Origin of the sequence: Labrys sp. KB_33_2 (assembly GCF_052114505.1) — a bacterium.
Lineage (GTDB): Bacteria > Pseudomonadota > Alphaproteobacteria > Rhizobiales > Labraceae > Labrys.
Genome location: NZ_JBFREW010000002.1, coordinates 176946 through 201475, shown reverse-complemented (window position 1 = coordinate 201475; position 24530 = coordinate 176946). Strand labels below are relative to the sequence as shown.

At 62.9% G+C, this 24530-nt stretch carries 19 protein-coding genes; 7 read left to right on the top strand and 12 right to left on the bottom strand.

The annotated features are described in order from the left end of the window. Positions 1-14 precede the first annotated feature (14 nt). The 3 genes from AB4037_RS04250 to AB4037_RS04240 all read right to left on the bottom strand — a co-directional run bounded on the left by AB4037_RS04250 (position 15) and on the right by AB4037_RS04240 (position 3018). Positions 15-1232, bottom strand: a complete 1218-nt coding sequence (locus AB4037_RS04250; protein WP_441770641.1) for an MFS transporter — start codon at positions 1230-1232, stop codon at positions 15-17. 71 nt (positions 1233-1303) lie between these two features. After that, on the bottom strand, positions 1304-1798 hold the full coding sequence (locus AB4037_RS04245; protein WP_441770640.1) for a DoxX family protein: 495 nt from the start codon (positions 1796-1798) through the stop codon (positions 1304-1306). Positions 1799-2031: 233 nt separating this feature from the next. Then, positions 2032-3018 carry a LysR family transcriptional regulator gene (locus AB4037_RS04240; RefSeq protein WP_441770827.1) on the bottom strand — a complete coding sequence of 329 codons (987 nt, stop codon included), beginning with the start codon at positions 3016-3018 and terminating at the stop codon, positions 2032-2034. Positions 3019-3288: 270 nt separating this feature from the next. Here AB4037_RS04240 and AB4037_RS04235 point away from each other — a divergent pair, with 270 nt between their 5' ends. The 3 genes from AB4037_RS04235 to AB4037_RS04225 all read left to right on the top strand — a co-directional run bounded on the left by AB4037_RS04235 (position 3289) and on the right by AB4037_RS04225 (position 8471). Continuing rightward, a complete protein-coding gene (locus AB4037_RS04235; RefSeq protein WP_441770639.1) occupies positions 3289-4284 on the top strand; it encodes an amidohydrolase family protein in 996 nt (331 codons plus the stop codon). Positions 4285-4293: 9 nt separating this feature from the next. Continuing rightward, positions 4294-5184 (top strand): alpha/beta hydrolase, encoded by an 891-nt coding sequence (locus AB4037_RS04230; RefSeq protein ID WP_441770638.1) that lies wholly within the window; start codon positions 4294-4296, stop codon positions 5182-5184. Between the two features lie 461 nt (positions 5185-5645). Further along, a complete protein-coding gene (locus AB4037_RS04225; protein ID WP_441770637.1) occupies positions 5646-8471 on the top strand; it encodes an autotransporter outer membrane beta-barrel domain-containing protein in 2826 nt (941 codons plus the stop codon). Positions 8472-8640: 169 nt separating this feature from the next. Here AB4037_RS04225 and AB4037_RS04220 read toward each other — a convergent pair whose 3' ends face one another. The 4 genes from AB4037_RS04220 to AB4037_RS04205 all read right to left on the bottom strand — a co-directional run bounded on the left by AB4037_RS04220 (position 8641) and on the right by AB4037_RS04205 (position 12648). After that, a complete protein-coding gene (locus AB4037_RS04220; protein ID WP_441770636.1) occupies positions 8641-10248 on the bottom strand; it encodes an MFS transporter in 1608 nt (535 codons plus the stop codon). 11 nt (positions 10249-10259) lie between these two features. Then, entirely contained in the window at positions 10260-11399 is a 1140-nt protein-coding gene (locus tag AB4037_RS04215; RefSeq protein WP_434960641.1) for an HlyD family secretion protein, read from the bottom strand. A gap of 186 nt (positions 11400-11585) precedes the next feature. After that, positions 11586-12344, bottom strand: a complete 759-nt coding sequence (locus AB4037_RS04210; protein WP_434960640.1) for a sulfite exporter TauE/SafE family protein — start codon at positions 12342-12344, stop codon at positions 11586-11588. A gap of 64 nt (positions 12345-12408) precedes the next feature. Then, a complete protein-coding gene (locus AB4037_RS04205; protein ID WP_441770635.1) occupies positions 12409-12648 on the bottom strand; it encodes a DUF1127 domain-containing protein in 240 nt (79 codons plus the stop codon). Between the two features lie 173 nt (positions 12649-12821). On the opposite strand from AB4037_RS04205, the gene AB4037_RS04200 reads away from it, so the two are divergent. Further along, positions 12822-14165 carry an aminotransferase-like domain-containing protein gene (locus AB4037_RS04200; RefSeq protein WP_441770634.1) on the top strand — a complete coding sequence of 448 codons (1344 nt, stop codon included), beginning with the start codon at positions 12822-12824 and terminating at the stop codon, positions 14163-14165. A gap of 49 nt (positions 14166-14214) precedes the next feature. Here AB4037_RS04200 and edd read toward each other — a convergent pair whose 3' ends face one another. From edd to AB4037_RS04180, 4 genes are all read right to left on the bottom strand, one after another. Continuing rightward, complete coding sequence (edd, locus tag AB4037_RS04195; protein WP_441770633.1) at positions 14215-16026, bottom strand: phosphogluconate dehydratase; 1812 nt, start codon at positions 16024-16026, stop codon at positions 14215-14217. A 133-nt stretch (positions 16027-16159) separates the two neighbouring features. Then, positions 16160-16942, bottom strand: coding sequence for an ATP-binding cassette domain-containing protein (locus tag AB4037_RS04190; protein WP_434960636.1), 783 nt, complete (start codon positions 16940-16942; stop codon positions 16160-16162). Continuing rightward, the gene (locus tag AB4037_RS04185) at positions 16942-18024 is read right to left on the bottom strand and encodes an ABC transporter permease (protein ID WP_434960635.1); all 1083 of its coding nucleotides are present in this window, start codon (positions 18022-18024) and stop codon (positions 16942-16944) included. The genes AB4037_RS04190 and AB4037_RS04185 overlap by 1 nt, the downstream gene beginning before the upstream one ends. Positions 18025-18128: 104 nt before the next feature. Further along, positions 18129-19163: a sugar ABC transporter substrate-binding protein gene (locus tag AB4037_RS04180; RefSeq protein WP_441770632.1), complete on the bottom strand. Its 1035-nt coding sequence runs from the start codon at positions 19161-19163 to the stop codon at positions 18129-18131. A 331-nt stretch (positions 19164-19494) separates the two neighbouring features. On the opposite strand from AB4037_RS04180, the gene AB4037_RS04175 reads away from it, so the two are divergent. Together AB4037_RS04175 and AB4037_RS04170 are read left to right on the top strand one after the other, a co-directional pair. Beyond that, positions 19495-20751, top strand: coding sequence for an ROK family transcriptional regulator (locus tag AB4037_RS04175; protein WP_441770631.1), 1257 nt, complete (start codon positions 19495-19497; stop codon positions 20749-20751). A gap of 487 nt (positions 20752-21238) precedes the next feature. Beyond that, a complete protein-coding gene (locus AB4037_RS04170; RefSeq protein ID WP_441770630.1) occupies positions 21239-23524 on the top strand; it encodes a penicillin acylase family protein in 2286 nt (761 codons plus the stop codon). Between the two features lie 60 nt (positions 23525-23584). On the opposite strand, the gene AB4037_RS04165 is transcribed toward AB4037_RS04170, so the two are convergent. After that, positions 23585-23815, bottom strand: coding sequence for a DUF2171 domain-containing protein (locus AB4037_RS04165; RefSeq protein WP_434960632.1), 231 nt, complete (start codon positions 23813-23815; stop codon positions 23585-23587). Positions 23816-24137: 322 nt separating this feature from the next. Between AB4037_RS04165 and AB4037_RS04160 the strand changes: the two genes are divergently transcribed. Then, entirely contained in the window at positions 24138-24494 is a 357-nt protein-coding gene (locus AB4037_RS04160; protein ID WP_441770629.1) for an avidin/streptavidin family protein, read from the top strand. Positions 24495-24530 lie beyond the last annotated feature (36 nt).

Here is a 24530-nt window from a genome sequence, read left to right as displayed (position 1 = left end):
ACGGCGACGTGGGATCATTGACCCGCTCCGCCCTCGCGTTCAGCCGGGAAGCGATAGGGGCCGAGCAGCGACAACAGGGCGATGGCGAGCGAGAGAGCGGCGGCAAAGCCGATCAGGGCCGGATCGTAGGACTGCCTGAGATCGCAGGACAGGCTCATGATATGAGGCCCCAGGCCCGAGCCGACGGTGAAGAGCGCGAACAGGACGGCATAGATCGCCGCCATGGCGCGAAGACCGAAATAGCGGCTGACCAGGAAGCCCATCAGGTCGATTTCGGCGCCGATGCCGAGGCCGCAGAGGGCGGCCGCGACATAGGGCAGAAAGCCGCTATTGCCTCCTGCGAGCAGCACCCCGATACCCAGCACCGGCAGGGCAAAGAAGATCATGCCGACATGGGGGCCGAAGAAGCGGTCGAGACAATAGCCGACGATCAACCGGCCCAGGATCATCGCCCCCCCAGCGACACTCATCGCAGTCGCCGCCGCGGCAGGCGCAAAGCCACGTTCGCGCAGGAGCAGGACCAACTGGGCGAGGACGCCGTTGATCGAGGTCACCGCAAGCAGGAGAGCAGCAGCAAGCAACCAGAACTGAGGCGAGCGCTTCATCACCTGTGCCAGGGTGAGGCCGCCCGGCCGGGCCTCCGTCACGGCGCGGCGATCGAGCGCCCTGGCTTCATGCAGAACTCTGGCTTCATGCAGGAACAGACAGACCGGCAGCAGGGCCAGGACGACGATCAGGAGGCCGAGGCCGAGATAGGCCGCCCGCCAGCCATAGGCTTCGATGAGCAGGCTGGCATACAGCGGCACCAGGGCCACGCCCAGCCCTGCCCCCGCCATCGCGATTCCCATGGCAAGGCCGCGTTCCCGGTCGAATCTGGCCGCGATCGCCTTGACATAGCCCGTCGGATTCTGGCTGGCGCTGAAGATCCCCTGCAGGATGAAGAGCCCGTAGAGCATCGCCAAAGAAGATTGCATCAGGCTCAGGGCAGCCGTCGAGGCTGCGAACAGGGCGATGAGCGGAATCATCACGGGGCGTATGCCGTAGCGATCCATCAGCCAGCCGATCACCGGCGTCGCGAGTGCGGCGGCCGAGGTCAGTACCAGCAGGGCCGAGGACAGCGTGCTGCGCTCGAAGCCGAGCGTCCTGGCCACGGGGTCGACGAAGACACCGAAGGTGAAGACGATGACCGGCCCCTGGGCCACGATGACCCCCAGGCCCGCGGCGAGAACCACCCACCATCGGTTGCCAAACCTCCCTGCCATGCGGGCCGGAGCGGATGCCGGTATGTCATTGCCTGAAACCGTCATTTCACGGCCGCCCCGGCTTGGTCCACGTCCCGGGCTTGATCCGGCCTGCTCAGGCTGAAACGTCCGCCGCCATGAGCGATCACGTAGAGAAAGCCGCCCAGCGTCGCTAGGTGGAACAGGAACAAATTGAGCTGGGCCAGGCGCTGCTCGAGCGGATAGTTCCAGAAATTGTGAAAGATCGAATTGAGCAGCAGGGTTTCCAGGAACAGCAGGACGGCACAGAGGCGCGTCGCTATTCCGAGGGCAAAGGCCATGCCGACGATGATCTCGAAAGCCGCTGCCAGCGGCAGGAGTTGGGAGGATGCCGGCACGCCGAAGGCTTTCATATAGGCAAGGAAGAAGTCGAACTCGACGATCTTGCGGACACCCGACACCACGAAGATGACGGTGAGCAGAATGCGCCCGCCAAGCATCAGATAGGCCTCGGCTCCAGCCGGTACGCTTAGGTCACTCGCGCTCCAGGCCTTTGGCCGCGCTTCGGAAATCGGCATCGTGTTTTCCTCCCCTCGAGCAAAGCGCGTCCTTGCGATTCTTGGAGATCCGCCAAATCGCAAAACGCTATGTGGGCACCCTGGTCCGCAGGGCGGAGCAGGTGCCTTCTTGCTCTCGACGATGAAGCGAGCACGGTCGTGGGACTAGCGCGGATCGGAGGAACGCACCGTCCAGGAAATCACTGCAATCGAAAGGCCGGGATGGGCGGAGACCAGTCGGCGGCGTCCCTGCCTCAGGCCAATTTTGCGGGGCCGGTTTTGGGCCGGCTCCCGGTTTCGGCGGGAATCCTGTCCTCGATGTCGAGCGAGAAATCGGCCATCTCGACGATCTGCCTGGCCGTGGCGCGCAACTGGCGCTCGATGAATTTGAGAAAGCTGCGCACCTTCAGCGGCAGATGCCGCCCGCTCGGATAGAGGGCATAGACATCGGCGCCGGGTGGCTGCCAATCGGGCAGAACCGACACCAGCGTTCCCTTGCGCAGGGCCGAGGCGCACATATAGCGCGGCAGCACGGCGATCCCCTGGCCCTCCAGCGCCATGTCACGCAGCATCGTCAGATTGTTCATGCGCACGACGACATGGGGGGAAACGCTGGCTTGCTCTTCACCCCGCAAAAAGGTCCAGTCGGCCGGCACATAGGGCGAATAGAAGTGCAGGCAGTCCTGCTCGGCAAGTTCGGCCGGAACGGTGGGCATGCCGCGCGCGGCCACATAGTCGGGGCTCGCATAAGCCCCGCGGGGAACTGTCAGGAATTTGCGGGCGATCAAGCGTGAATCGGCCAATGTGCCGATCCGGAAAGCCAGATCGAAGCGTTCCTCGATCAGGTCGATATGCCGGCTGGTCACCTCGACATCGATGTCGACCTGGCTGTTCTCGCGCCGGAATCGCGCAATGGCGGGGCCGATGATGTGCATGCCCAGCTCGATGGGCAGGCAAAGGCGCAGGATGCCGGTCGGCTGGCCCTGCTGGTCCTGGACCGCCGCTTCCGCCGCCTCGATTTCGGCGATGATGCGCACGCAGCGCTCATAATAGGACAGGCCGATATCCGTGGGACGAACCGTCCTTGTATTGCGATGTAGAAGCCGGGCGCCGAGACGCGCCTCCAGTTCCGCCACGCGATGGCTGACGGTCGACTTGGACATGCGCAAACGCCTGGAGGCGGCGGCAAAGCCGGCAGTCTCGACCACGGCGGCGAATATCGCCATGTCTTCATAGATCATCGTCACGCCCCGCATCCTGAGAGCCAGAGGCGTTCGGGCCGGAACGCAACCGCTCTCACTCCCCGTTTCCAAGCCAATCCGTCGGACTGGCTAGAGCATCTTCGCGATTCCCGGCGGTTTCACCAGATCGCAAAATGCCCTGCTCCATCGTCCAAATATTCGGACACGCCGTTGCGAACTATCCCTCTGTGGCGCGCAGCCCGCCAGCCCTAGGTTCCGGCCAGCAAGCCAACATGGGCAAAGAGTGCCTCGGCAAGGAGCAAGATTTCAATGGGCGACACAGGTCAGATCATCGATGTCCATCAACATCCGCTGCCGCGCTGGTATCTGAGGAGGCTGGCCGATGCCGGTCTCGCCAAGCTCGGCGGACGCTCGCCCGACGAGCCGAGCCTGCAATGGAGCCCGGAAAGCGCGCTCGGCCAGATGGACGAGCTCGGCATTGCCGCTGCGCTGCTGTCTTTTTCCGATCCCGGTGCCTCGATCGGCGATCCCGGGTTCCGGCGCGAACTCGCCCGCGAGTGCAACGAATATCTGGCCGATATCGCCGGGCAGGCCCATGGCCGCTTCGGTGCCCTCGCCGTCCTGCCCTTGCCGGATGTCGAGGATGCCCTTGTCGAACTGAACCATGCTGCCGACCGGCTGAATCTTTCCGGGGTCGTCCTGCTCTCGAACTATGGCGGGGCCTATCTCGGCGATGCGCAATTCGATCCTCTCTTCGCGGAGCTGTCACGCCGGCGGCTGCCGGTCTTCCTCCATCCGGCAATGCCCGCCTATGACGCACCGCTCTCCTATTTCCCCTGGATCCTAGAGTTCGTGTTCAACACGACACGAGCCGCAATGCACCTCATCTATAGCGGCACGCTCGACCGGTACCCCGACATTCCGATCATCCTGGCCCATGGCGGGGGCACGCTGCCTTTCCTGTCCTTCCGCCTCGATATGGGCCAGCGCATTCCGGGCCTCGAGCTTGCCCACCCCGTCCGCCACTATCTCAGCCGCTTCTACTTCGACACCGCCTTTGCGACCGCGCCGGAGGCTCTGTCGGCCCTGCTGTCCCTGGTCGAGCCCTCGCAGCTCCTGTTCGGATCGGACCTGCCTTTCGGGACGGTGCCGGCGGCGGCGCTCTCGATCAGCCAGCTGGCACAGTCACCACGCCTGGACGACCGCATCCGGGAGGCGATCGACCATGGTTCCGCGCGTCGGCTGTTCCCAAGTCTGGCACAAGCCCGATCGAACCGGGTACACGCACTTTCCATCGCCAAGTGAGGACCGAACATGCCCGTGCCGCTCTATCGCGACTTCCTCGACCAGGCCCAGCTCGATCGGGACTATGATGTCGAGGCCTCGGTCCCCGATTTTTCGGCCTATCGCAGGCGCTTCGATGCCGCCAGCCTGGAGGCCCTCGCCAGCCTGCAGCCCCGCCGCCGCATCCCCTATGGCCCGACGCGGGCCGAATATTTCGATCTCTATTTGGCCAAGGCTCCCGATGCTCCGGTGCTGGTCTTCTTCCATGGCGGCTATTGGCGCATGCTCTCGAGCGAAGATTTCGCCTTCGCCGCCGCCGGCGCGGCTGCCAATGGCATAACCGTCGCCAATGTGAACTACGCGCTCTGCCCAGGCGTCTCCATCGGCGAGATCGTCCGCCAGGCGCGGGCGGCCGTCGCCTGGATCCATCGCAACGGTGCCACTCTCGGCCTGGATACCCGCCATCTGCATGTCGGCGGGCACTCGGCCGGCGCGCATCTAGCCGCCATGTGTCTGCTGGCTGAATGGCACGAAGACTATGACCTGCCCGCAGACATGCTTCAGGGCGGCATTCTGGTGGGCGGCCTCTACGACCTCAGCCCCCTGCCCTATACGTTCATACAGCCGCAGCTCCAGCTCGATTGGGGCATGGTGCGTCGCAACAGCCCCTTGCTTCTGGCGCGGCCCATGCCGCAGGCGAAGCTTCTGGTTGCCTATGGCGGTCGCGAGACCGGTGAGTTCCAGCGCCAGTCACGCGACTTCGCCACGGCCTGGACCCAGGCCGGTAATTCGCCGCCCTCATTGCTGGTGCAGAGTGAGGAGGATCACTTTTCCTCCGCACTGGCGCTGTCGGATCCCGCCTCCTCCCTCAGCAACGCCATCCGCGCCTTGATCCACGCAGCGCCCCGACGCGATGGATAGAACGGCGATCTCACCCCCCGGCTGGAGCCACTATGGCTTTGGTGGCTCCGTTGCCTGTCCGCAAAACCGGATGTTCCCGAGTCCCTCAGTCCTCAGGTATTTGACTCGCCCCGCACAACTTAAGGCTGAGCATGGGTAGAATCGCGCCATTCTCAATAAAAACTTCCACATCCAGCAAACAATTCGATCGTATATGCCGATGCATCAATTCATAATTTGAATATTATTCATAAACAATGATTCTACGATAATTTATTCCTATATGATAATTGATCATTCAAAAATCATACACTTGAAAGTATCATTAAAACACGATAATTTTGATTCATATTCTGTGAAATTTTGAGATATTTTCTCATTATTCCGGTGCGGGGCAGGCTTTGCCTAAAGGCACCGTGCGGCCCATTCAGTCAGGTGCACAGACCTGAACCGACCGGGTTATGTGGAAAAGGAGGGCCCCCATGACGTCGACCGGAAACGCTCGAGTTCGCTCCCGCCTGCCCAAGCGGTCGCTCCTGAGTTTCCTATTGGCGTCAGGCACCGTCATGCTGTGCCAATCCGCGCATGCACAGGCGACAGCCAGCAGCGGACGGACGGTGCGCATCACGCCGGCCCAGGCGACCTGTAGGAACGAGATCTGCTTTCATGCCATCGACAAGGGCTCGCTGCTTTACAGCAACGCCGATACGCCCATCGACGTGACGGTGCCACCTGCCTTGAATGGTGACGATTACGACATCGGTATTTTTGCGGAGAACGAGACCACCATCAATCTCAAGGGTGGGGGGATCGTTCGCGTCGGCGGGGGCTCGACGGGGCTGCAGGCCAATTGGGCAGACGCGCCGGGCGGTACGATCTACGCGACCAACCTAAACCTCGATGTCGCGGACGTTGCCAACGGTGCGATAGCCTCCCGGAGCAGCCGCATGACGTTTAGCGGCCAAACCACCTTGGTTGGCCATGGTGCCTGGTCGGATGGTCTTTCTGCGCAGTTCGACAGCACCATTACCGTGAATGGCCCGATCGATGCCAGCGGTGCCTGGCTCTACGTCGCCCACAGCGGCGACGGCAGCCGGGTCGATTTGAAGGACGGGGGAACCATTTCGCTGACCGGAGCAGGCCAGGGTGTTTTTTCGGCGAGCGCCGACGGAATTTTGACGGCGACCGGTCTGAAGATCCACGCCGATACGGACCAAGGCAGTGGTACCTCCTTGCTGACCGGAGGCAGTTTGAGCACTATCAAGGTCTCCAACAGCGAGCTGGATGGCGCCAATTCTGAGGGAGCGATCTGGGGCGTCCATGTCTCGAATGCAGTGACCGAGAATGCGACCTTCGCTCTGGATAATACCAAGCTTACGATGAACTCGGCCGGAGCCGCCATCTATGCAGATGGTGGGCGAGCCACGGTGCGCTTGATCGGTTCAGACGTCACGGCCTTCAAAGGCACCGGGGGCCTGCTTGCCGATGTCGGTACGGGCCGGATCTTCCATCTACCCAGTGCACTCAGCCTCACCGCAATCGATTCCACGCTCTCTGGGAACATGGAGGTGGAGGCACCTGCTGCGGATGGAGCAAATATCCTGTCGGCCAGTCTGCGGGGCATCACGACATGGACCGGTAATCTGGCTGTGAACGGTGCTTCGCGAGGCAATGTGACTTTAGCCGATTCTGCCCGCTGGATCGGCTCGGCAAGCAATGCCACGACCGTCGTGCTGAGTTCTCCCGATGCCCTGTGGGCGATCCCGGGAGGCGGCAATTCCACCGTCAGCGGCACGATGAAGAACGCCGGCAAGATCGCCTTTCAGACCGGCGGGCCAACGACGCTGACGGTGCGCAACTTCGTCAATGACGGCGGCACCATCCAGGTGAACATCAACGCCGCAGGCCAGAACGATTTCATCCACGCCACCGGCACCGCCACCATCAATGGCGGCACGGTTTCCGTCATCCCCGCTTCCGGCGATTATTCGATCGGCCAGACCTACAAGATCCTGAGCGCCAATGGCGGTATCACCGGCCAGTTCTCCAAGGTGGTCGACAACGCCCCCTTCGTCGATCTCGGCCTGTCGCAGAACGCCAATAACATCTATCTGAAGGTGACACGCAACGACGCCAGCTTCGCCTCCGTCGCCACCAGCGAGAGCCAGCGCTCCGTGGCCGAAAGCGTCGAGACGCTGGCAGGCGGCAGCTCTCTCTATGAAGCCGTCGCCAAGGCTCCGGATGTCGCCAGCGCCCGTCAGGCCTTCTCGACCCTGTCCGGCGACATCCATGCCTCGGCCCGGAGCGTATTGATCCAGGACAGCGGGCTGCTGCGCGATGCCGTGCTGAATCGTCTTTATACCGCCGATCTGGCTGCCGTCGCCCCCACTGCCCCAGCCACCGGCCTGCTGTCCTATGCTGAAACCGCGACGCCCCACGGCCCGACGCCGTTCGGCTCGGATACTTCGCCCGCCCCTTCCGGCTTCTGGGCACAGGGGTTTGGTTCCTGGGGCCATTTCGGCGGCGGTCACGATGTCCGCATCGATCACAGCACGGGCGGCTTCCTCCTCGGCTTCGATGCGCTGGTCCAGGGCTCGTTCCTGCAGGACTGGCGCCTGGGCGCCCTCGCCGGCTACAGCCATTCGAGCTTCGATGCCGATACCAGCTCCGCCTCAGGCAAGGCCGATAATTACCATGTCGGCCTCTATGCCGGTCGGCAGTGGAACGCCCTCGCCTTACGGCTAGGCGCCACCTATACATGGCACGACGTCGACAGCGACCGCAGCGTGATCCTGCCCAGCTACGCCGACCGGCTCAGCACCAGCTATGACGCCGGTACAGCGCAGCTCTTCGGTGAGCTCGGCTATCGGATCGACAGGGGAGCCTTGCGCTTAGAGCCCTTCGTCAACGCGGCCTATCTCAACCTGCATACCGACGGCTTCCGGGAGACCGGCGGCGACGCGGCTTTGACCGGCCGGAGCGAAACCAGCAAGCTTGGCTTCACCACCCTGGGCGCTCGGGCCGCGACCAGCTTCGACCTGACCGGGGACATCGTCGCCACCGCGCAGGCGACCCTGGGCTGGCGGCATGCCTATGGTAATCTCAGGCCAACCGCGGCACTCGCTTTGGCCAATGGTTCGAGCTTCCTCGCCAATGGTACACCAATCGCTCGCGATGCGCTGGCGGTCGATGCCGGGCTAAGCGTGGCGCTGTCACATTCGGCCAGCCTCGGCGTGTCCTATAGCGGACAATTTGGCGAGAAGGCCGTCGACCAGAGCGTCAAAGGCAATTTCGTCTGGAGGTTCTGATTGCGAAAGAGACGAGACGCGCTGTCGGGCGCTGGGAGATCCCAACCCGCCCTACGACGTTCGTCTCGTCTCCGTCAAGGTAGGCGCATCGCTGCAGCAGTCTTGCTAAGAAAAAAGATTAAGCCAATCAGGTATAACTCAGAATTATCTGGATAAATCGTACTTCTATCTAGATAGGAAGTCGATTGGGCCTGGGCAGCAAGGCGATCAGCAGGAGGCAGACAAAGGCACCGCCGGCGGCGGCCAGGAAGCCATCGATATAGGAGAGCACCGCCGCCTGCTTGGCGATGGCCGAGGACAACAGGCTCGTCGCCCGGGCGCTGGCGATCGCCACATCCGCCGTGTGGGCGCTGACGGCATTGCGATAGGCTGCCAGGCGATCGACCGTCGCGCCAGCGAGGCTGTCGACATGCAGGCCGATGAGATTGGAATGAACCTGTTCGCGCACGCGCACGAAAGTTTGCATGAAGGCCGTGCCGATTTCGCCGCCGAACATGCGGCTGATCTGCAGCAGGGCACCGATCGTCAGCGCATCGGCCGGATTGATCGACTGCACCGCCAGGACGACCAGCGCCGTGAGCGCGAAGGACTGGCCGAGGGCCTGCAGGATCTGGGATTGCAGGAAATCGTCGGTGGCCCATGCGCTGGTGAGCTGGGCCGCCATCAGGCAGGCAATACCGACCAGGGCGGTGCCGGCGGCCAGCACCCACCGCCCGTCGAAGCGCTTGAGGACATAGCCGAGCGGCACCACGATGATGAGCTGGGGCAAGGCGATCCACAGCAGCACGGCGCCGACCTGCAATTCCCGGAAATTCTGCACCGACTGCAGATAATTGGGAATGATATAGGCTGTTGACAGGATGATGAAGCGAAAGCCTGCCAATAGGAGCAGCAACAGCAGGAGATGGTGCTGCATCAAGAGCCGCAGATTGAGGAAGGGCCTGCGGCTGACCCATAGCTCGCGCACGACGAAGGCCGCCGTCACCAGGCCGCCGGCGATCAGCAGGCCGTTGACCAGGCCGCTATTGGTCCAGTCGAGCCGGTTACCCTGGTCGAGGCCGGCATAGAGTAGGCTGAAGCCGGCCCCGGCATAGACCAGACCCGGCCAGTCGAAATGGTGCAGGAGTTCGGTCTTAACGTCCTCGCGTGGAATGCCGAACCATACGCAGGTGAACATCAGCGGCAGCAGGCCGCAATATTGCCAGCTGATCCAGCGCCAGGAGAGATTGTCCGCATACCAGCCTTCGAGCGAGGCCGCGACATTCTGCGAGAGCTCCGAATTCATGGCGTAGACCGCGATGCCGTAGATGATCAGGCGTGGCGGCAGGCTGCGGGCGATGAAGCTGATGGTGAGTGGAATGAACGTTCCGGAGCCGACCCCCGCGAGGAATTGGGCGGCCAGGAAGGCTCCGAGATTGGGGGAGAGAGGCGCAAGCAGGCTGGCGACGAAGAGCAGCGTGATACCCAGCAACAGCATGCGCCGGACCCCGAAAATGGCGCCGAGATAGGGGCAGGCAACCCCGACCAGCATCTGGCCGACAGCGAAGGTGGTGGTCATCCAGGCGCCTTCGTCGAAGCCCAGATGCAGCCCGCCACGCAGATCGGCGAGGCCGAAACTGGTGACTCGGCTGCCGAGCGTCGACATGATGGAGCCGAGCAGCACGCCGAGGATGCCGATATAGGGACGCAGCGTATCGGCACGAAAGCGCGGCGGCGCATGCGCTGCCGGCTCAAGGGCTGCGCCGGTCGCCGTCAGGGGGGCGGCTGACGTCGTCATGCCGGCCGCCGTCATGGCGCCGCTGCCGTGCCGGTGCCTGCCTTGTCACCGGCTCCGGTATCGACGGTGGCAACCACGGACATGCCAGGCCGGATCAAGGTTCCCAGGGCCGGATTGGGGTCGAGGGCGATCTTGACCGGAATGCGTTGCACGACCTTGGTGAAATTGCCGGTGGCGTTGTCGGGCGGCAGCAGGGCAAAGGTGCTGCCGGTGCCGGGCGACCAGGCTTCGACACGTCCTGCCAGGACCAGGTCGGGAAAGGCATCGACGGTGACATGCGCCGGCTGACCAAGGCGGATATTGGTCATCTGCGTTTCCTTGTAGTTCGCCACCACCCAGATATTGGGCAACGGCACCACCGCGATCACCTGCGTGCCGACATTGACGAACTGGCCTGGGCGAACCTGGCGCTGGCCGACGAGCCCTTTGGCCGGCGAGCGGATCTTGGTGTAGCCTAGATTGTTGGTGGCGAGGGTGACCTGCGCCTCCGCGGCCTTGATCTGGGCCTTGACCTGCTGCTCCTGGACATCAAGGCCGGCAAGCAGGGCCTTCTGCTGGTCGAGCTGGGCCTCATAGAGCGCCTTCTGGGCCAAAGCGCGCTGGGCATTGGCATCGGCCTGCTCGACCGATTGCTGGGTGCCGGCCGTGCCGGTCTTGAGCAGATCGCGCTGGCGCGTACTTTCGAGTTGATAGCGCCGCACATCAGCACTGCCCGCGTCGATATTGGCGCCTGCCTGCCGGATCAGGGCATTCTGCACGTTCTTCTGATTGGCGACATTGGCGAGACTGGCCTCGGCCGCGGCGAGATTGGCCTGTGCCAATGCAAGCTGGGCCTGATAGTCGGACGGTTCGATCTCGGCGATGAGATCGCCGGCCTCCACCGCCTGATAGTCGCGAATGGGGACTTCCTTGATGTAGCCGGAGACGCGGGCCGACAAGGGCGTGACGTCGCCCACGATGAAGGCATTGTCGGTCTCCGCGAGGCGGGCGGCACCGGTCCAGCGGTTCCAATTGCCGGCGACATACCAGACGAGCCAGGCAGCAAGCAGCAGGAAGCCGACGCGCAAGGCCGGATAGAGCCAGCGCGACCTCAGGCTGCGCGCGGGCGGCGGCGTTTCGGATACGGTCGACTTTTCTGCTGCATCCGACATCTGATCCTCGCACTCACACTCGAATGCGACCGATCCTGGCGAAGGATTATGGATGGCGAAACAAAAATATTCCAATACGCACACCGGACTCGCCAAGCCCGATCGAACCCATATCCATCAGGGTTCACCCAGCCAGTGAATCGGCACCGGCACGTCACGCCTCGAGGGCATGCCGGGCGTCCGGGCTCACCCCAAGAAGCCGGAAGCTCCGTCCCACAGCAATTTCAGCGCCGTCACGACCAGCAAGCCATAGCAGGCACGATAGACTTGGCGCTGATCCAGAACGCCATGAAGCCGCCAGCCTGACCAGATACCAAAGGGAATGGCGAGCAGGCAGATCGCCATCAACGCCCAGGTCGTGGCCGCAGGCTGCACTAACACCAGCCACGGCACCAGTTTGGTCGCATTGCCGACGGTGAAGAACAGGCTTGTCGTTCCCGCGTAGATCTCCTTCCCAAGTCCAAGAGGCAGCAGATACATCGCAAGCGGCGGTCCCCCCGAATGCGCCACCATGGTGGTGATGCCCGACGTGAGGCCGGCGGCGACTGCCTTCGGCTTGGAGCGCGGACGATGCGTCATTTCCCCGCCCCGCACGAGCCAGAGGCCGACGAAGGCCAGGGTAATGGCCGCCGTCATGACCGCAATGGCTCGATGGTCGAGTACGCGGAACAGCAGGAAGCCGAAGCCGATGCCGATCACAAGTCCCGGCAGCAGTAGCACGAGGTCCGGCTTGGACCAGGTCGAGGGCCTCCAGTAGCGCAATGCATAGAGATCCATTGCGATGAATAGTGGCGCAAGCAGTCCGCCCGCGGTGACAGGATCCATGACCAGCGAGAGCAGCGGGATGCCGACAATGGCAAAGCCGCCACCGAATGCGCCCCTCATGAAGCTGATCAGGAACACGCCCGCGAAGGCGACCAGGATGGTGGCAGCGCTCAGGTCCATGGCACCGCCTCCATCACGCGCAGGCATTCCTGCCGGTGCCGCCTCACCTCTGCCCAAGCGGGGATCATGACATCCTCGTCCGGTCGGGCGGGACGGCACGGCCATAGACCGCCGCTTCGATATCGCCGCGTGTGAGGCCGATGTCGCGCAGGGCGAAATCATCGTATTCGCGCAAGTCCGCGAGGGCGGCACGCCGGGCAAAAAAGCGCAGCATTCCATCGTAAAACGCCGCGAGCTGCCGATACAATGCGTCGGGCTTCTTCGCGATCGCGGGGTGAGTGATGGTCGACAGGGGAGCAGACATTTCCGATCTCCAATAATTGCTTCGGGCAATGCGACGCCGTTGCCGCAAGCCTTGGCGAGCTGGCCGTTCCGAACCGTAGAAATCTTCGCAATTCCCGGTACAATCCGGTTGATGAAGATAGAATGATCCGATATGCTTCTCGGTGCAATTATAACATTGCTCTCGGTGCAATAATGTCAAAGTCCGAATATCTGAAGCTGGCCGACGAGATTGCCGCGGACATAGCGGACGGCAGGCTCAGCCCAGGCGATCGCCTGCCCCCTCAACGCAACTTTGCCTATGAGCGCAAGATTGCCGCCTCGACGGCAAGCCGCGTCTACGCCGAGCTGTTGCGTCGCGGCCTTGTGGTCGGCGAAACCGGCCGGGGCACCTTCATTTCGGGCGATGCCAGGCGCGGCGTGGCAGCGCCAAGCGAGCCGAGCGGCATTCGGATCGATCTCGAATTCAATTACCCTTTGCTTCCCAATCAGACTACGCTCATTGCTAAAAGTCTTGATGGCCTGGAACAACCCGCCGCCCTCGACATTGCACTGAGGCAGGCGACCAGCATCGGAACCCCGGCGTTGCGAACCCTAGCCTCCTCCTTCCTTTCGCGGGACGCTTGGTCGCCAACCCCGGAGCAACTCGTCTTTACCGGCAATGGCCGCCAGAGCCTGGCGGCCGCCCTTGCCGCCATCGTTCCGACCGGCGGGCGCTGCGGCGTCGAGGCCTTGACCTACCCTTTCATCAAGGGCGTTGCCGCGCGGCTCGGCATCACGCTGGTGCCCTTGGCGATGGACGAGGGCGGCCTGCGTCCCGACTCGGTGCAAAAGGCGCACCATGAGGCCCATCTTTCGGCGCTCTACGTCCAGCCGGCTGTCCAAAACCCGCTGAACATGACGATGAGCGCGGCGCGCCGGGCCGACCTTCTGCACGTCGCCGAAAAGCTCGACCTTCCGATCATCGAGGACAATGTCTACGGCTTCCTCGACGACGAGCCGCCGCTCGCAGCTCTCGCGCCGGCACGGTGCGTCGTCATCGACTCCCTGTCCAAGAAGGTCGCGCCGGGCCTGACTTTGGGCTTCATCGTGCCGCCGCAGCGTTTGCGCGAGACCATCATGGCTTCGGTGCGCTCGGGCGGATGGACCGCCTCCGGCTTTGCCTTTGCGGCGGCGCAGCGACTGATGGGCGATGGCACCGCTGCCGAACTCTCCAGGCTGAAACGCCTGGATGCCCGCGCGCGCCAGAAGCTGGCCGCCGAGCGCCTTTCGGGCTTCGAGATTCAAACCAACGAAAAGTGCTACCATCTATGGCTGACATTGCCGGCGCATTGGCGCTCGCAAACCTTCGTCGCGGCGGCGGCCAGGCGCGACATTGCCCTGTCTCCCTCCACGACCTTCGCCGTGACGCCAGGCCATGCGCCCAACGCCGTCCGGCTGGCGCTGGCCAGCCCGACCATGGACCAGCTCGATAGCGGCCTGTCCACGCTGGCCGCGATGCTGGCCATGCGAGAGGACGATTTCGACTCAACCGAATAAGCCGAATGCACACCCGCGATGCCGGTGCACGCTGGAATGGGCGCCCCGATCATCCAAACAGAGGCGAGGCGCCGTTTTCCGCCGCCGAGACCTGCCGGCGAAACAAGCCGAAGAGCTCGCGCCCGACCCCGAATTCGTTGCCGGCGAGATCCGGCTGGACGTTCGCCCGCTCGAGCGCTCCCAGCGTCAGCACGTCGATCGTGCCCGAAACCGCATCGACGCGCACGAGGTCACCGTCTTCGAGCCTGGCAAGCGGCCCTCCGTCGAGCGCCTCGGGACTGACATGGATCGCCGCGGGCACCTTGCCGGAAGCGCCCGACATCCGGCCATCAGTGACGAGGGCAACCTTCAGCCCCTTGTCCTGCAGCACGGAGAGCATCGGGGTCAGGCTGTGCAGTTCCGGCATGCCATTGGCTTTCGGCCCCTGGAAGCGCACCACCACCACAGTATCGTCGGTGAATTCGCCGGCGCGGAAGGCCTGCTTGACCGCCTCCTGGTCGGCGAAGACGCGTGCCGGCGCCTCGACGACATGGCGCTCCGGTGCCACGGCCGAAACCTTCATCACGCCGGTGCCGAGATTGCCTCGGAGCCGCTTGAGGCCGCCTGTCGGCTGGAATGGTTCACCGGCCGACCGCAGCACCTTGGGGTTCAGCGACGCGCTCGTACCCTCCGACCACACCAGGGCGCCATCGATCAGCTTCGGTTCGTGGGTGTAGCGGGCCAGCCCCTCGCCGGCCACGGTGCGCGTGTCGGGATGCAGCAGCCCGGCTTCGAGCAGTTCGCCGATCATGAAGCCGAGACCGCCCGCGGCATGGAAATGGTTCACGTCCGCGAGCCCGTTCGGATAGACGCGTGCCATCAGGGGCGTTACGTCCGAAAGATCGGCAAAGTCCTGCCAGTCGAGCACGATCCCGGCCGCCCGCGCCATGGCGATCATGTGAATGAGCAGATTGGTGGAGCCGCCCGTGGCGTTGAGCCCGACGATGCCGTTGACGAAGGCGCGCTCGTCGAGCACGTCGCAGACCGGCGTGTAGTCGTTGCCCAGGGCCGAGATCGACAAGGCACGCCTGGCGGCTTCCACGGTGAGCGCATCGCGCAGGGGCGTGTTGGGATTGACGAAGCTCGAACCCGGCAAATGCAGGCCCATGAATTCCATCAGCATCTGGTTGGTGTTGGCCGTGCCGTAGAAAGTGCAGGTGCCCGGCCCGTGATAGGCCGCCATCTCCGCTTGCATCAGCTTGTCGCGCCCGCATTGGCCCGTGGCGAAGAGCTGGCGCACCTTGGACTTCTCATCATTGGGGATGCCGCTCGCCATCGGCCCGGCCGGCACGAAGATCGCCGGCATATGGCCAAAGGCGGCCGCCGCAATGACGAGGCCCGGCACGATCTTGTCGCAGACACCGAGATAGACGATCGAATCGAAGGTGTTGTGGCTGAGCGCGATGCCGGCTGCCATGGCGATGGCATCGCGCGAGAACAGCGACAGCTCCATTCCGGCCTGGCCCTGGGTGACGCCGTCGCACATCGCCGGAACACCGCCGGCCATCTGCGCCGTGCCGCCGGCCGTACGCGCCGCCGCGCGGATCAGGTCGGGGTAGCTTTCATAGGGCTGGTGCGCCGAGAGCATGTCGTTATAGGCGCTGATGATGCCGAGATTGCCTGCGCCGCCCTTGACCAGCGTCGCCTTGTCGTCCGCCGGCATGGCCGCATAGGCATGGGCCTGGTTGCCGCAGGACAGATGGGCGCGAACGGTGCCGGCGGCCCGGGCGCGCGCCATGCGCGCGAGATAGGGACGGCGAAGGGCGGCGGACCGCTCCACGATCCGATAGGTGACCCGTGCGAGCGTTGGGTTCAGCGCCATGGTGGCCTTTCTCGGGTTGGGAGACGATGCTGCTTTTGGTATGGAGCATCGTCTCCTGATGGCTTCGTCGATAAGGAGGCGAAGCAAGAAACACGCCAGCCGGGGGGACAACGCCCCCCGGCCCTCGTATCTGTCAGGCTGCGACCAGTTCCTCCGGCGGGCTCTTGGCACCCGTCATGAAGGCGACCGCGTCGGACATCGTGTAGTCTCGGGGATTGATAACGCAGAGCCGCCGGCCGAGCCGGTGGATGTGGATGCGATCGGCCACCTCGAAGACATGCGGCATGTTGTGCGAGATCAGCACGATCGGCAGCCCCCGCCGCTTCACGTCGAGGATGAGTTCCAGGACACGGCGGCTTTCCTTGACGCCGAGAGCGGCAGTCGGCTCGTCCATGAAAACCACCTTCGATCCGAAGGCGGCCGCACGCGCCACCGCGACGCCCTGGCGCTGGCCACCCGACAGGGTCTCGACCGCCTGGCCGATGTTCTGGATGGTCATCAGGCCGAGTTCGGTCAGCTTCTCGCGGGCCCGCTTTTCCATGGCGGGCCTGTCGAGCATCTTGAACCATTGGCCGAGGATGCCGGGCTTGCGGATCTCCCGCCCCAGGAACATGTTGTCGGCGATGGACAGGGCCGGCGACAGAGCCAGGTTCTGGTACACGCACTCGATCCCCGCTTCGCGGGCATCGATGGGCGACTTGAAGTTGACGACCTTGCCGTCGAGCCTGATTTCCCCCTCGTCGGGCGTGATGGCGCCCGACAAGGCCTTGATCAGGGACGATTTGCCAGCCCCGTTATCGCCGATCACGGCGAGGATCTCACCGGGATAGAGGTCGAACTCGCAATTGTTGAGAGCGGTGACCCGGCCATAGCGCTTGATCAGGCCGCGTGCGCTGAGAATGGGTTCCTGTGCCATTAGCCTGCAACCTTTCTGATCCACTGGTCGACGGTCACGGCGCCGATGATGAGAACGCCGATGAGCAGGTAGGTCCATTGCGGGTCGGTGCCGACCAGCCTGAGGCCGAGCTGGAACACGCCGACGATCAGGGCGCCGAAGATCATGCCCAGGATCGAGCCGCGGCCTCCGAACAGGGAGATGCCGCCGATGACCACCGCGGTGATCGACTCGATATTGGCAAACTGGCCGGAGGTCGGTGAAACCGAGCCGAGGCGGCCGATCAGGACCCAGCCCGCCAGGGCGCAGATGAGGCCGGACAACGTATAGACCTGGAGCAGCATCTTGTTGGTGCCGACGCCGGAAAGTTCGGCCGCGTCGGGATCATCGCCCACGGCATAGACATGCCGGCCCCAGGCAGTGTGATTGAGCACGTACCACAGGACCGCGACCAACAGCACCATGGCGACCACGCCGGCCGTCAAGACCGCGCCTCCGAAGCGGAAGCTCGCACCGAAGAGTTGCAGCAGCGGGGCCTGGGCCGCGATGTCCTGGCTGCGGATCGTCTCATTGGCCGAGTAGAGGAAATTGGCTGCCAGGATGATCTGCCAGCTGCCCAGCGTGACGATGAAGGGCGGCAGCTTCATGCGGGAGACGAGCAGTCCGTTGATATAGCCGCAGAGGGCACCGCAGGCGAAGCCGCACAGGATCGATAGGGGAACCGGCAGGCCGTACCGGAAGGTGAACTGCCCCATCACAACGGAGGACAGCACCATGATCGCGCCGACCGAGAGGTCGATGCCGGCCGTCAGGATGACCAGAGTCTGCGCTGCGCCGACGATACCGGTGATGGCCACCTGCTGCAGGATCAGCGTCAATGAAAAGGCCGAAAAGAACTTACTGCCCAGGATGATGCCGAAGATGGCGGTGGACAGTACCAGCACGATCAACGGCACCATCGCCGGATTTCCGTGCAGGAAGTGCTGTGCCTTTTCCAGGAGTGATTTCTTGTGAACGTCGAAACTGGCTACGCTGGTGTCGCTGCCCGAGAGGACTTTTTCGAAGTCCTGTGGACGTCCGACATTTGCCGAAGGATCGGTCATATCTTTGGTCTCCTCCCGCGGGGCGGGGCCCCTCGCAAAAGGAGCGGCGCGGGGGCCGCTCCTCCGTAAGAACAAGATTGAACGTTGGCCGGGCTGAGCTCAGATCAGCCCCAGCACAGGTCCTTACCTTTCTTGGTGTCGATGGATTCGACGCCGGAAGCCGGCTTGTCGGTGACGAGGGTGGCGCCGGTGTCGAAGAACGCCTTGCCTTCGGTGGGCTTGGGCTTCTCGCCGCTATCGGCGAATTTCTTGATGGCTTCGATGCCCATGGCCGCCATCTTGAGCGGATATTGCTGCGAGGTGGCGCCGATGACGCCCTCAGCGACGTTCTTCACGCCCGGGCAGCCACCGTCGACCGAGACGAGCAGCACGTCCTTCTCGCGGCCGACGGACTTCAGCGCCTCATAGGCGCCCGCAGCGGCCGGTTCGTTGATGGTGTAGACGACGTTGATCATCGGGTCCTTCTGGAGACAATTCTCCATGGCGGACCGGCCACCCTCTTCATTACCGTTGGTCACGTCGTGGCAGACGTTGCGGGCATCGCCCCAATCCTGGATCTTGGTCGGATTGGCGATCTTGGAAATGCCGAACCCACTCATGAAGCCCTGGTCGCGCAGGACATCGACGGTCGGCTGGCTCGGATTGAGATCGAGATAGGCGATCTTGGCTTCCTTGGCCTTGCCGCCCAGCGTCGCCTGCGCCCATTGGCCGATCAGTTCGCCGGCCTTGAAATTGTCGGTGGCGAAGGTGGCGTCGGCGGCGTCGATCGGCTCCAGCGGCGTGTCCAGCGCGATAACGAGGATGCCGGCGGCGCGGGCCTTCTTGACGGAGTCGATGATGGCCTTGGAGTCCGAAGGCACCAGCAAAATGCCCTTTGCCCCGTCGGCGATGCAGGATTCGATGGCCGAGACCTGGCTCTCATTGTCACCGTCGATCTTGCCCGCATAGGCCTTGAGGTTGACGCCAAGCTCCTTGGCCTTGGCAGTCGCGCCCTCCTTCATCTTTACGAAGAAGGGATTGGTGTCGGTCTTGGTGATCAGGCAGGCACCGACATCGGCTGCAAAGCCTGGGGTCGCAAAGACACCGAGAGACAGGGCGCTGACGCACAACAGCGCCGACTTCAGGACACGTTTTTTCATCATATTCCTCCCATTTTGGATCGCTTGGCCGGCTGCCCGGACCTCGCTTTCGGGGCGCCTTCATTGCCGCATTGGCGCCTGGACATAAAAAACATCATCCCTGCCTGCCTTGTCAATAAATAAATAAGTCTTATTTAGTTATTTATTGACGCCCTTGCACGAAGCGCCCATTCTTGGTGAAAGGAGCGATGTAGCCCAATGCAGCTTCCTCTCGTTCGAGCCACGGATTCGAACGAGAGGAAGGTGCAAGATTTCAGACACTTGCAGAGTTTCTTAATATTGTCCGCGAACGGGCAATATTAAGAAACTCTGCTTACGGGGAGGAAATGGGATGGAGGCTGGCACCCAGAAGGCTGGTTCGCCCGAACTGGCCGAGAACCGCTTTCATCGCGGCACCAACCAGAGTGGTATGCGCGACCACAACGAGCGTATCGTGCTCTCGCTCGTTCGCGAGCACGGCGCCCTGGCCAAATCCGACATCGCCCGCATGACCAGCCTGTCACTGCAGACCGTTTCGGTGATCATGCGGGAACTGGAAGAAGCAGGCTTGCTGACGCGCCAGGAGCCGGTGCGCGGACGCATCGGCCAGCCCTCGATCCCCATGGCGCTCAATCCGGAAGGCGCCTATTTCCTCGGCCTGAAGATCGGCCGGCGCAGCGCCGATCTGGTGCTGATCGATTTCCTGGGCAATGTGCGCGCGATGCTGCACAAGTCCTACCACTACCCTGCTCCGGGCGAGACGATTGGCTTTGCGCTCGAAGGCATCGCGTCCATCAGGGCAACGCTCAGTCCTGCCGCGAACAAACGCATCGCGGGGCTCGGCATCGCCATGCCGTTCGAGCTGTGGAACTGGGCCGATGCGGCCGGTGCCCCGCCCGCCGTGATGGACGAATGGCGCGATCGCAGCATCCAGGCCGACCTCCAGTCGAATTGCGATTTTCCGGTCTATCTGGAGAATGACGCCACCGCAGCCTGTGGGGCCGAACTCGTCTTCGGTCAGTTCGCAGGCGTGCGTGACTTCGTCTATTTCTATATCGGCGCCTTTGCCGGAGGGGGTATCGTGTTGAACGGCCGCCTGTTCGGCGGCCAGACCGGCAATGCCGGCGCGCTCGGCTCCATGCCTGTCCCCGGCCCTGACGGCAGGCCGACCCAGCTTATCGACGTCGCCTCCATCGCCATGCTGGAAAAGGCGTTGAAGGAACGCGGCATCGAAGCCGCGCATCTATGGACATCGCCCGAGGTATGGGGCGATCTGGGTGAGGAAGTCGAGCTCTGGATCCGCAAGGCGGCCGACGCCCTGGCGTACGCCATCGTCTCGTCCTGTGCCGTGATCGATTTCGAGGCAGCCGTCATCGATGGCTGGATGCCGTCCGATGTCAGGGCGCGCCTGGTCGACGCCGTGCGCGAGGCATTCGGCAGAATCGACGTTGAGGGACTTAGAACGCCCCATGTGCGCGAGGGAACCGTGGGCATTCATGCCCGCGCGCTCGGCGGCGCCAGCCTGCCTTTATCGGCGCGCTTTCTCGTGCTCGCGGACAGCTCCAAAGAGAACAACACCGTCAAGAACGGCGATCTTCACGGCCGCTAGGGCATCGCAAATGGTGCCTTGAGCCCTTTCGCCTATACGGCACAAGATTTCATTCATGAATTGAAAAATATGCAATAACATATTGTTACTGCAAGATTTTTTTCAGTAAATTAAACCTATTTTGACACGACGGCCCAGGTCTGCCCCCGCCCATGCACGCTATCCGCCTGCGACGGCGAGGCTTGGCCTCGCGGTGTCCAATTCAAGCAAGACATGCGGCTCTGGCGACGGATATTCCGGAAGAGACGAAGATAAGCATCTTGTCTGACGATAGAAATGACGCCACTATTCGCGTCCTGTTCAAAATAATCATAATTTTCAAAAGTGTACCGCATAGAAAAATAAGGTCATTGATATGCTTCGTAGCCTGACCATCTTTCTAAGCTCCGTCGCGTTGGTCGCTTGGGTTCCACCTGCTCTTGCGGAAATCTCATCGGGTGTACGGCAACAGACCCACAATATCCGCGGTTTGCAGCAACCTGCCACAATGATCCTCGATCACTGGGGTATCGCGCATCTCTATACCGCCAACCGGCGCGATGCCTTCTTCATGCAAGGCTACAATGCCGCGCGCGACCGCCTGTGGCAGATTGATCTGTGGCGCAAGCGCGGCCTTGGTCTTCTGGCCAGGGATTTCGGTCCGAGCTATGTCGAGCAGGACCGTGCGGCACGCCTGTTCCTCTATCGCGGCGACATGGGCAAGGAATGGCAGTCCTACGGGCCGCATGCGAAAGACTACGCGGACGCCTTCGTTGCCGGCGTCAACGCCTATGTCCAGGAAACGCGGGAGGGTGCGCAGCCGCTACCCGAGGAGTTCAAGATCGCCGGCTCGCGTCCCGATCTGTGGAATGCGGACGATATCGTGCGCATCCGCAGTCACGGTCTGACGCGCAATGTCGAGCTCGAAGTGCAGCGCGCACAAATTGCCTGCGCTGCCGGGCTCCAGGCCGACAGGCTCCAGGCTCAATTCGAACCCGCCTGGACGACGAAGCTTCCCGATGGCCTCGATCCCTGTTCAATTCCACGGGATGTGCTCAAGGACTACACGCTTGCGACCGATCCGGTGAAGTTCGGGGCGGGCAAGAAGGCGGCGCAGGCCTATGATCCTGACACCCTCCTTGCCCAGGCGCAGACCAAGGTCGAGACGATCGGCTCCAACAATTGGGTCGTCTCCGGCAAACGCACGGCAACCAGGCGTCCGATCCTGGCCAATGATCCGCATCGCGACCATAGCGTGCCGTCCCTGCGCTATATCGTTCACCTCGTCGCGCCGGGCATGAATGTGATCGGCGCCGGCGAACCGGCGCTGCCCGGCATTTCGATCGGCCATAATGGCCGCATCGCTTTCGGCCTGACGATCTTCGGCATGGACCAGGAAGATCTCTATGTCGAGGCACTCAATCCGAGCAATCCCGATCAGGTCAAGTTCGGCACGGACTGGGAACCGGTACGGATCGTGCGCGAAAAGGTCGAGGTCAAGGGCGCCGAGCCACAAGAGATCGAGATGCGCTTCACCCGGCACGGGCCGGTTCTTGCCACCGATGCCAAGCGCAATCTGGCTTTTACCATTCGCTCCGTCTGGTTCGAGCCGGGAACCTCGGCCTATTTCGGCTCGTCCGACTACATGACGGCGAAGACCTGGCCTGAATTCCAGGCTGCGATGAAGCGCTGGGGCGCGCCCTCGGAAAACCAGATCTATGCCGATACCAGGGGCAATATCGGCTGGCAGCCGGGTGGGATGGCGCCGCGCCGCCTCAGCTATGACGGTCTGCTGCCGGTGCCGGGCGACGGGCGCTATGAATGGCAGGGCTTTTTGCGCCTGGATGAATTGCCGAGCGTCTTCAATCCAAAGACCGGCTATTTCGCCACCGCCAACCAGATGAACCTGCCGCCCGACTATCCGGTCGCGCAGCGCCGCATCGGCTTCGATTCCTGGGCCAATCCCGCCCGCTGGGACCGCATCGTCGAGGTACTGCAGGACAAGAAGAAATTCAGCCTCGCCGACGCAATGGACTTGCAGAACGACGACACCACCATGCTTGGCCGCCGGCTGATCGTGCTCCTCAAGCCGCTGCAATCCGATGATCCCCAGATAGGCAAGGGGCTGCAGCTCTTGCGTGGTTGGAATGCGCGCGATGACCGCGACAGCGCGGCCGCCGCCCTGTTCGAGGTGTGGATCAGCAAGCATATCGGTCCGGCGCTGGTGAACGCCACCGTGCCGGAGGCGGCTCGCTCCCTCATTCCCAAGCCGAGCGTCGGCGCGATGTTCGAGCTTCTGGAGAAACCGGACGCCTCGCTCGGCACCGATCCGGCCGCGGCACGCGACAAGCTGCTGCTGCGGAGCATCGGCGCGGCGGTCGCGGAGGTTTCCAAGCTTCTCGGCGAGGATGCCGGCCAATGGCGCTGGGGCCGGCTGCACCATGCCCAATTCGATCACGCGCTCACGTCGCTTGCCGACCCCTCGACCCAGGCGCAAATGCGTGTGGGCCCGCTCGAGCTCGGAGGTGCCAGCAACGTGCCCCATGCCACGAGCTATCGCAGCTCGGACTTTCGCCTGACCTCTGGCGCTTCCTTCCGCATGGTGCTGGATGTCGGCAATTGGGATGCCAGCCGCGTCATCAACGCGCCCGGACAATCGGGAAATCCCTTCAGCCCCCATTATCGCGATCTCGCGCCGCTCTGGGCCGATGGACAATATGTGCCCCTGCTCTATTCCAAGCCAGCGGTCGAAAATGCGGCGAGCGAAATCGTGACCTACGCGCCCGCGCATTAACTGGCTCGGAAAATACCCGTTGCGGCATGAGGCAGCCGTCGCTCTGGCAAGCGCGGCTGCCTATTCCTCGGAAGACAGGAAAGCTCGCGTCGCAACGGCCGATACCTTCTGCCGCAACCTCACCTTGTTCCCCTCGACCGCGGACACCTGGGATATGTCGATGAAAGGCTCCCGGGGATCCAGGATATCCTCGCTGCTCAACTTGATCGAGGAGCCTTCCACGCTTTCTACAATGCCGACATGTTGATCATTGGCGTCAACGACTTCCATATTTTCGCGGATATCCATCATGGCCGTTCCCTCTCGTGTAATCGAGAATCTAACTGCCCAGCGGATATGGAGTTCCTCAAGGCATCCAGAGGGATGAGGCTGGTTGGGTTTGTCGCTACCCGTCACACCACGGTGATTGGCAAGCCTTGGCGTCGCTCAGGCCATCGAGATTGGCCACAGCTCCGGTCGGCGGCATGAAACAATCCGCGCCGAAGCTTGTTCTTCTTCAGGAATGGTCCCTCGCGGACATGCCGAGAGCACGCCGTCCCGTCGGCGCACATCGTCTCATTCGCCCGGCGCGACCGCGCCGACAAGGGCGGGAGAGCCGATAGGGAGGACTGGAATGAGCTGGGTAGGCAGATGGAAGAACCAATACGGATCGATCCTCACCATTACCGATGATGCGGAAGGCAGGATCACCGGCACTTTCAAGACGGCGCTCCTCGAAAGCGGCTTCTACGGCACGGAGATCGCCGTCTCGGGCCTTCATCTCGGACATTGCATCAGTTTTGCCTTCGCGGCCTCGACCGCTGGCGGAGATTTGCTTTGTTCCTATAGCGGATTGTCGCGCGGCGACCGCCTCAACACGGTCTGGCATGTCATCTCCGATGGTCAGCTCGATCCGGACGCCCGCATCACCGAGCGCCCTTGGCCCCACGCGGTGACGACAAACGCCGATATCTTCGTGCGGGAGACATAGAAAGAGCCTCCCGGCGTTCAGACATGAACGTGCCTT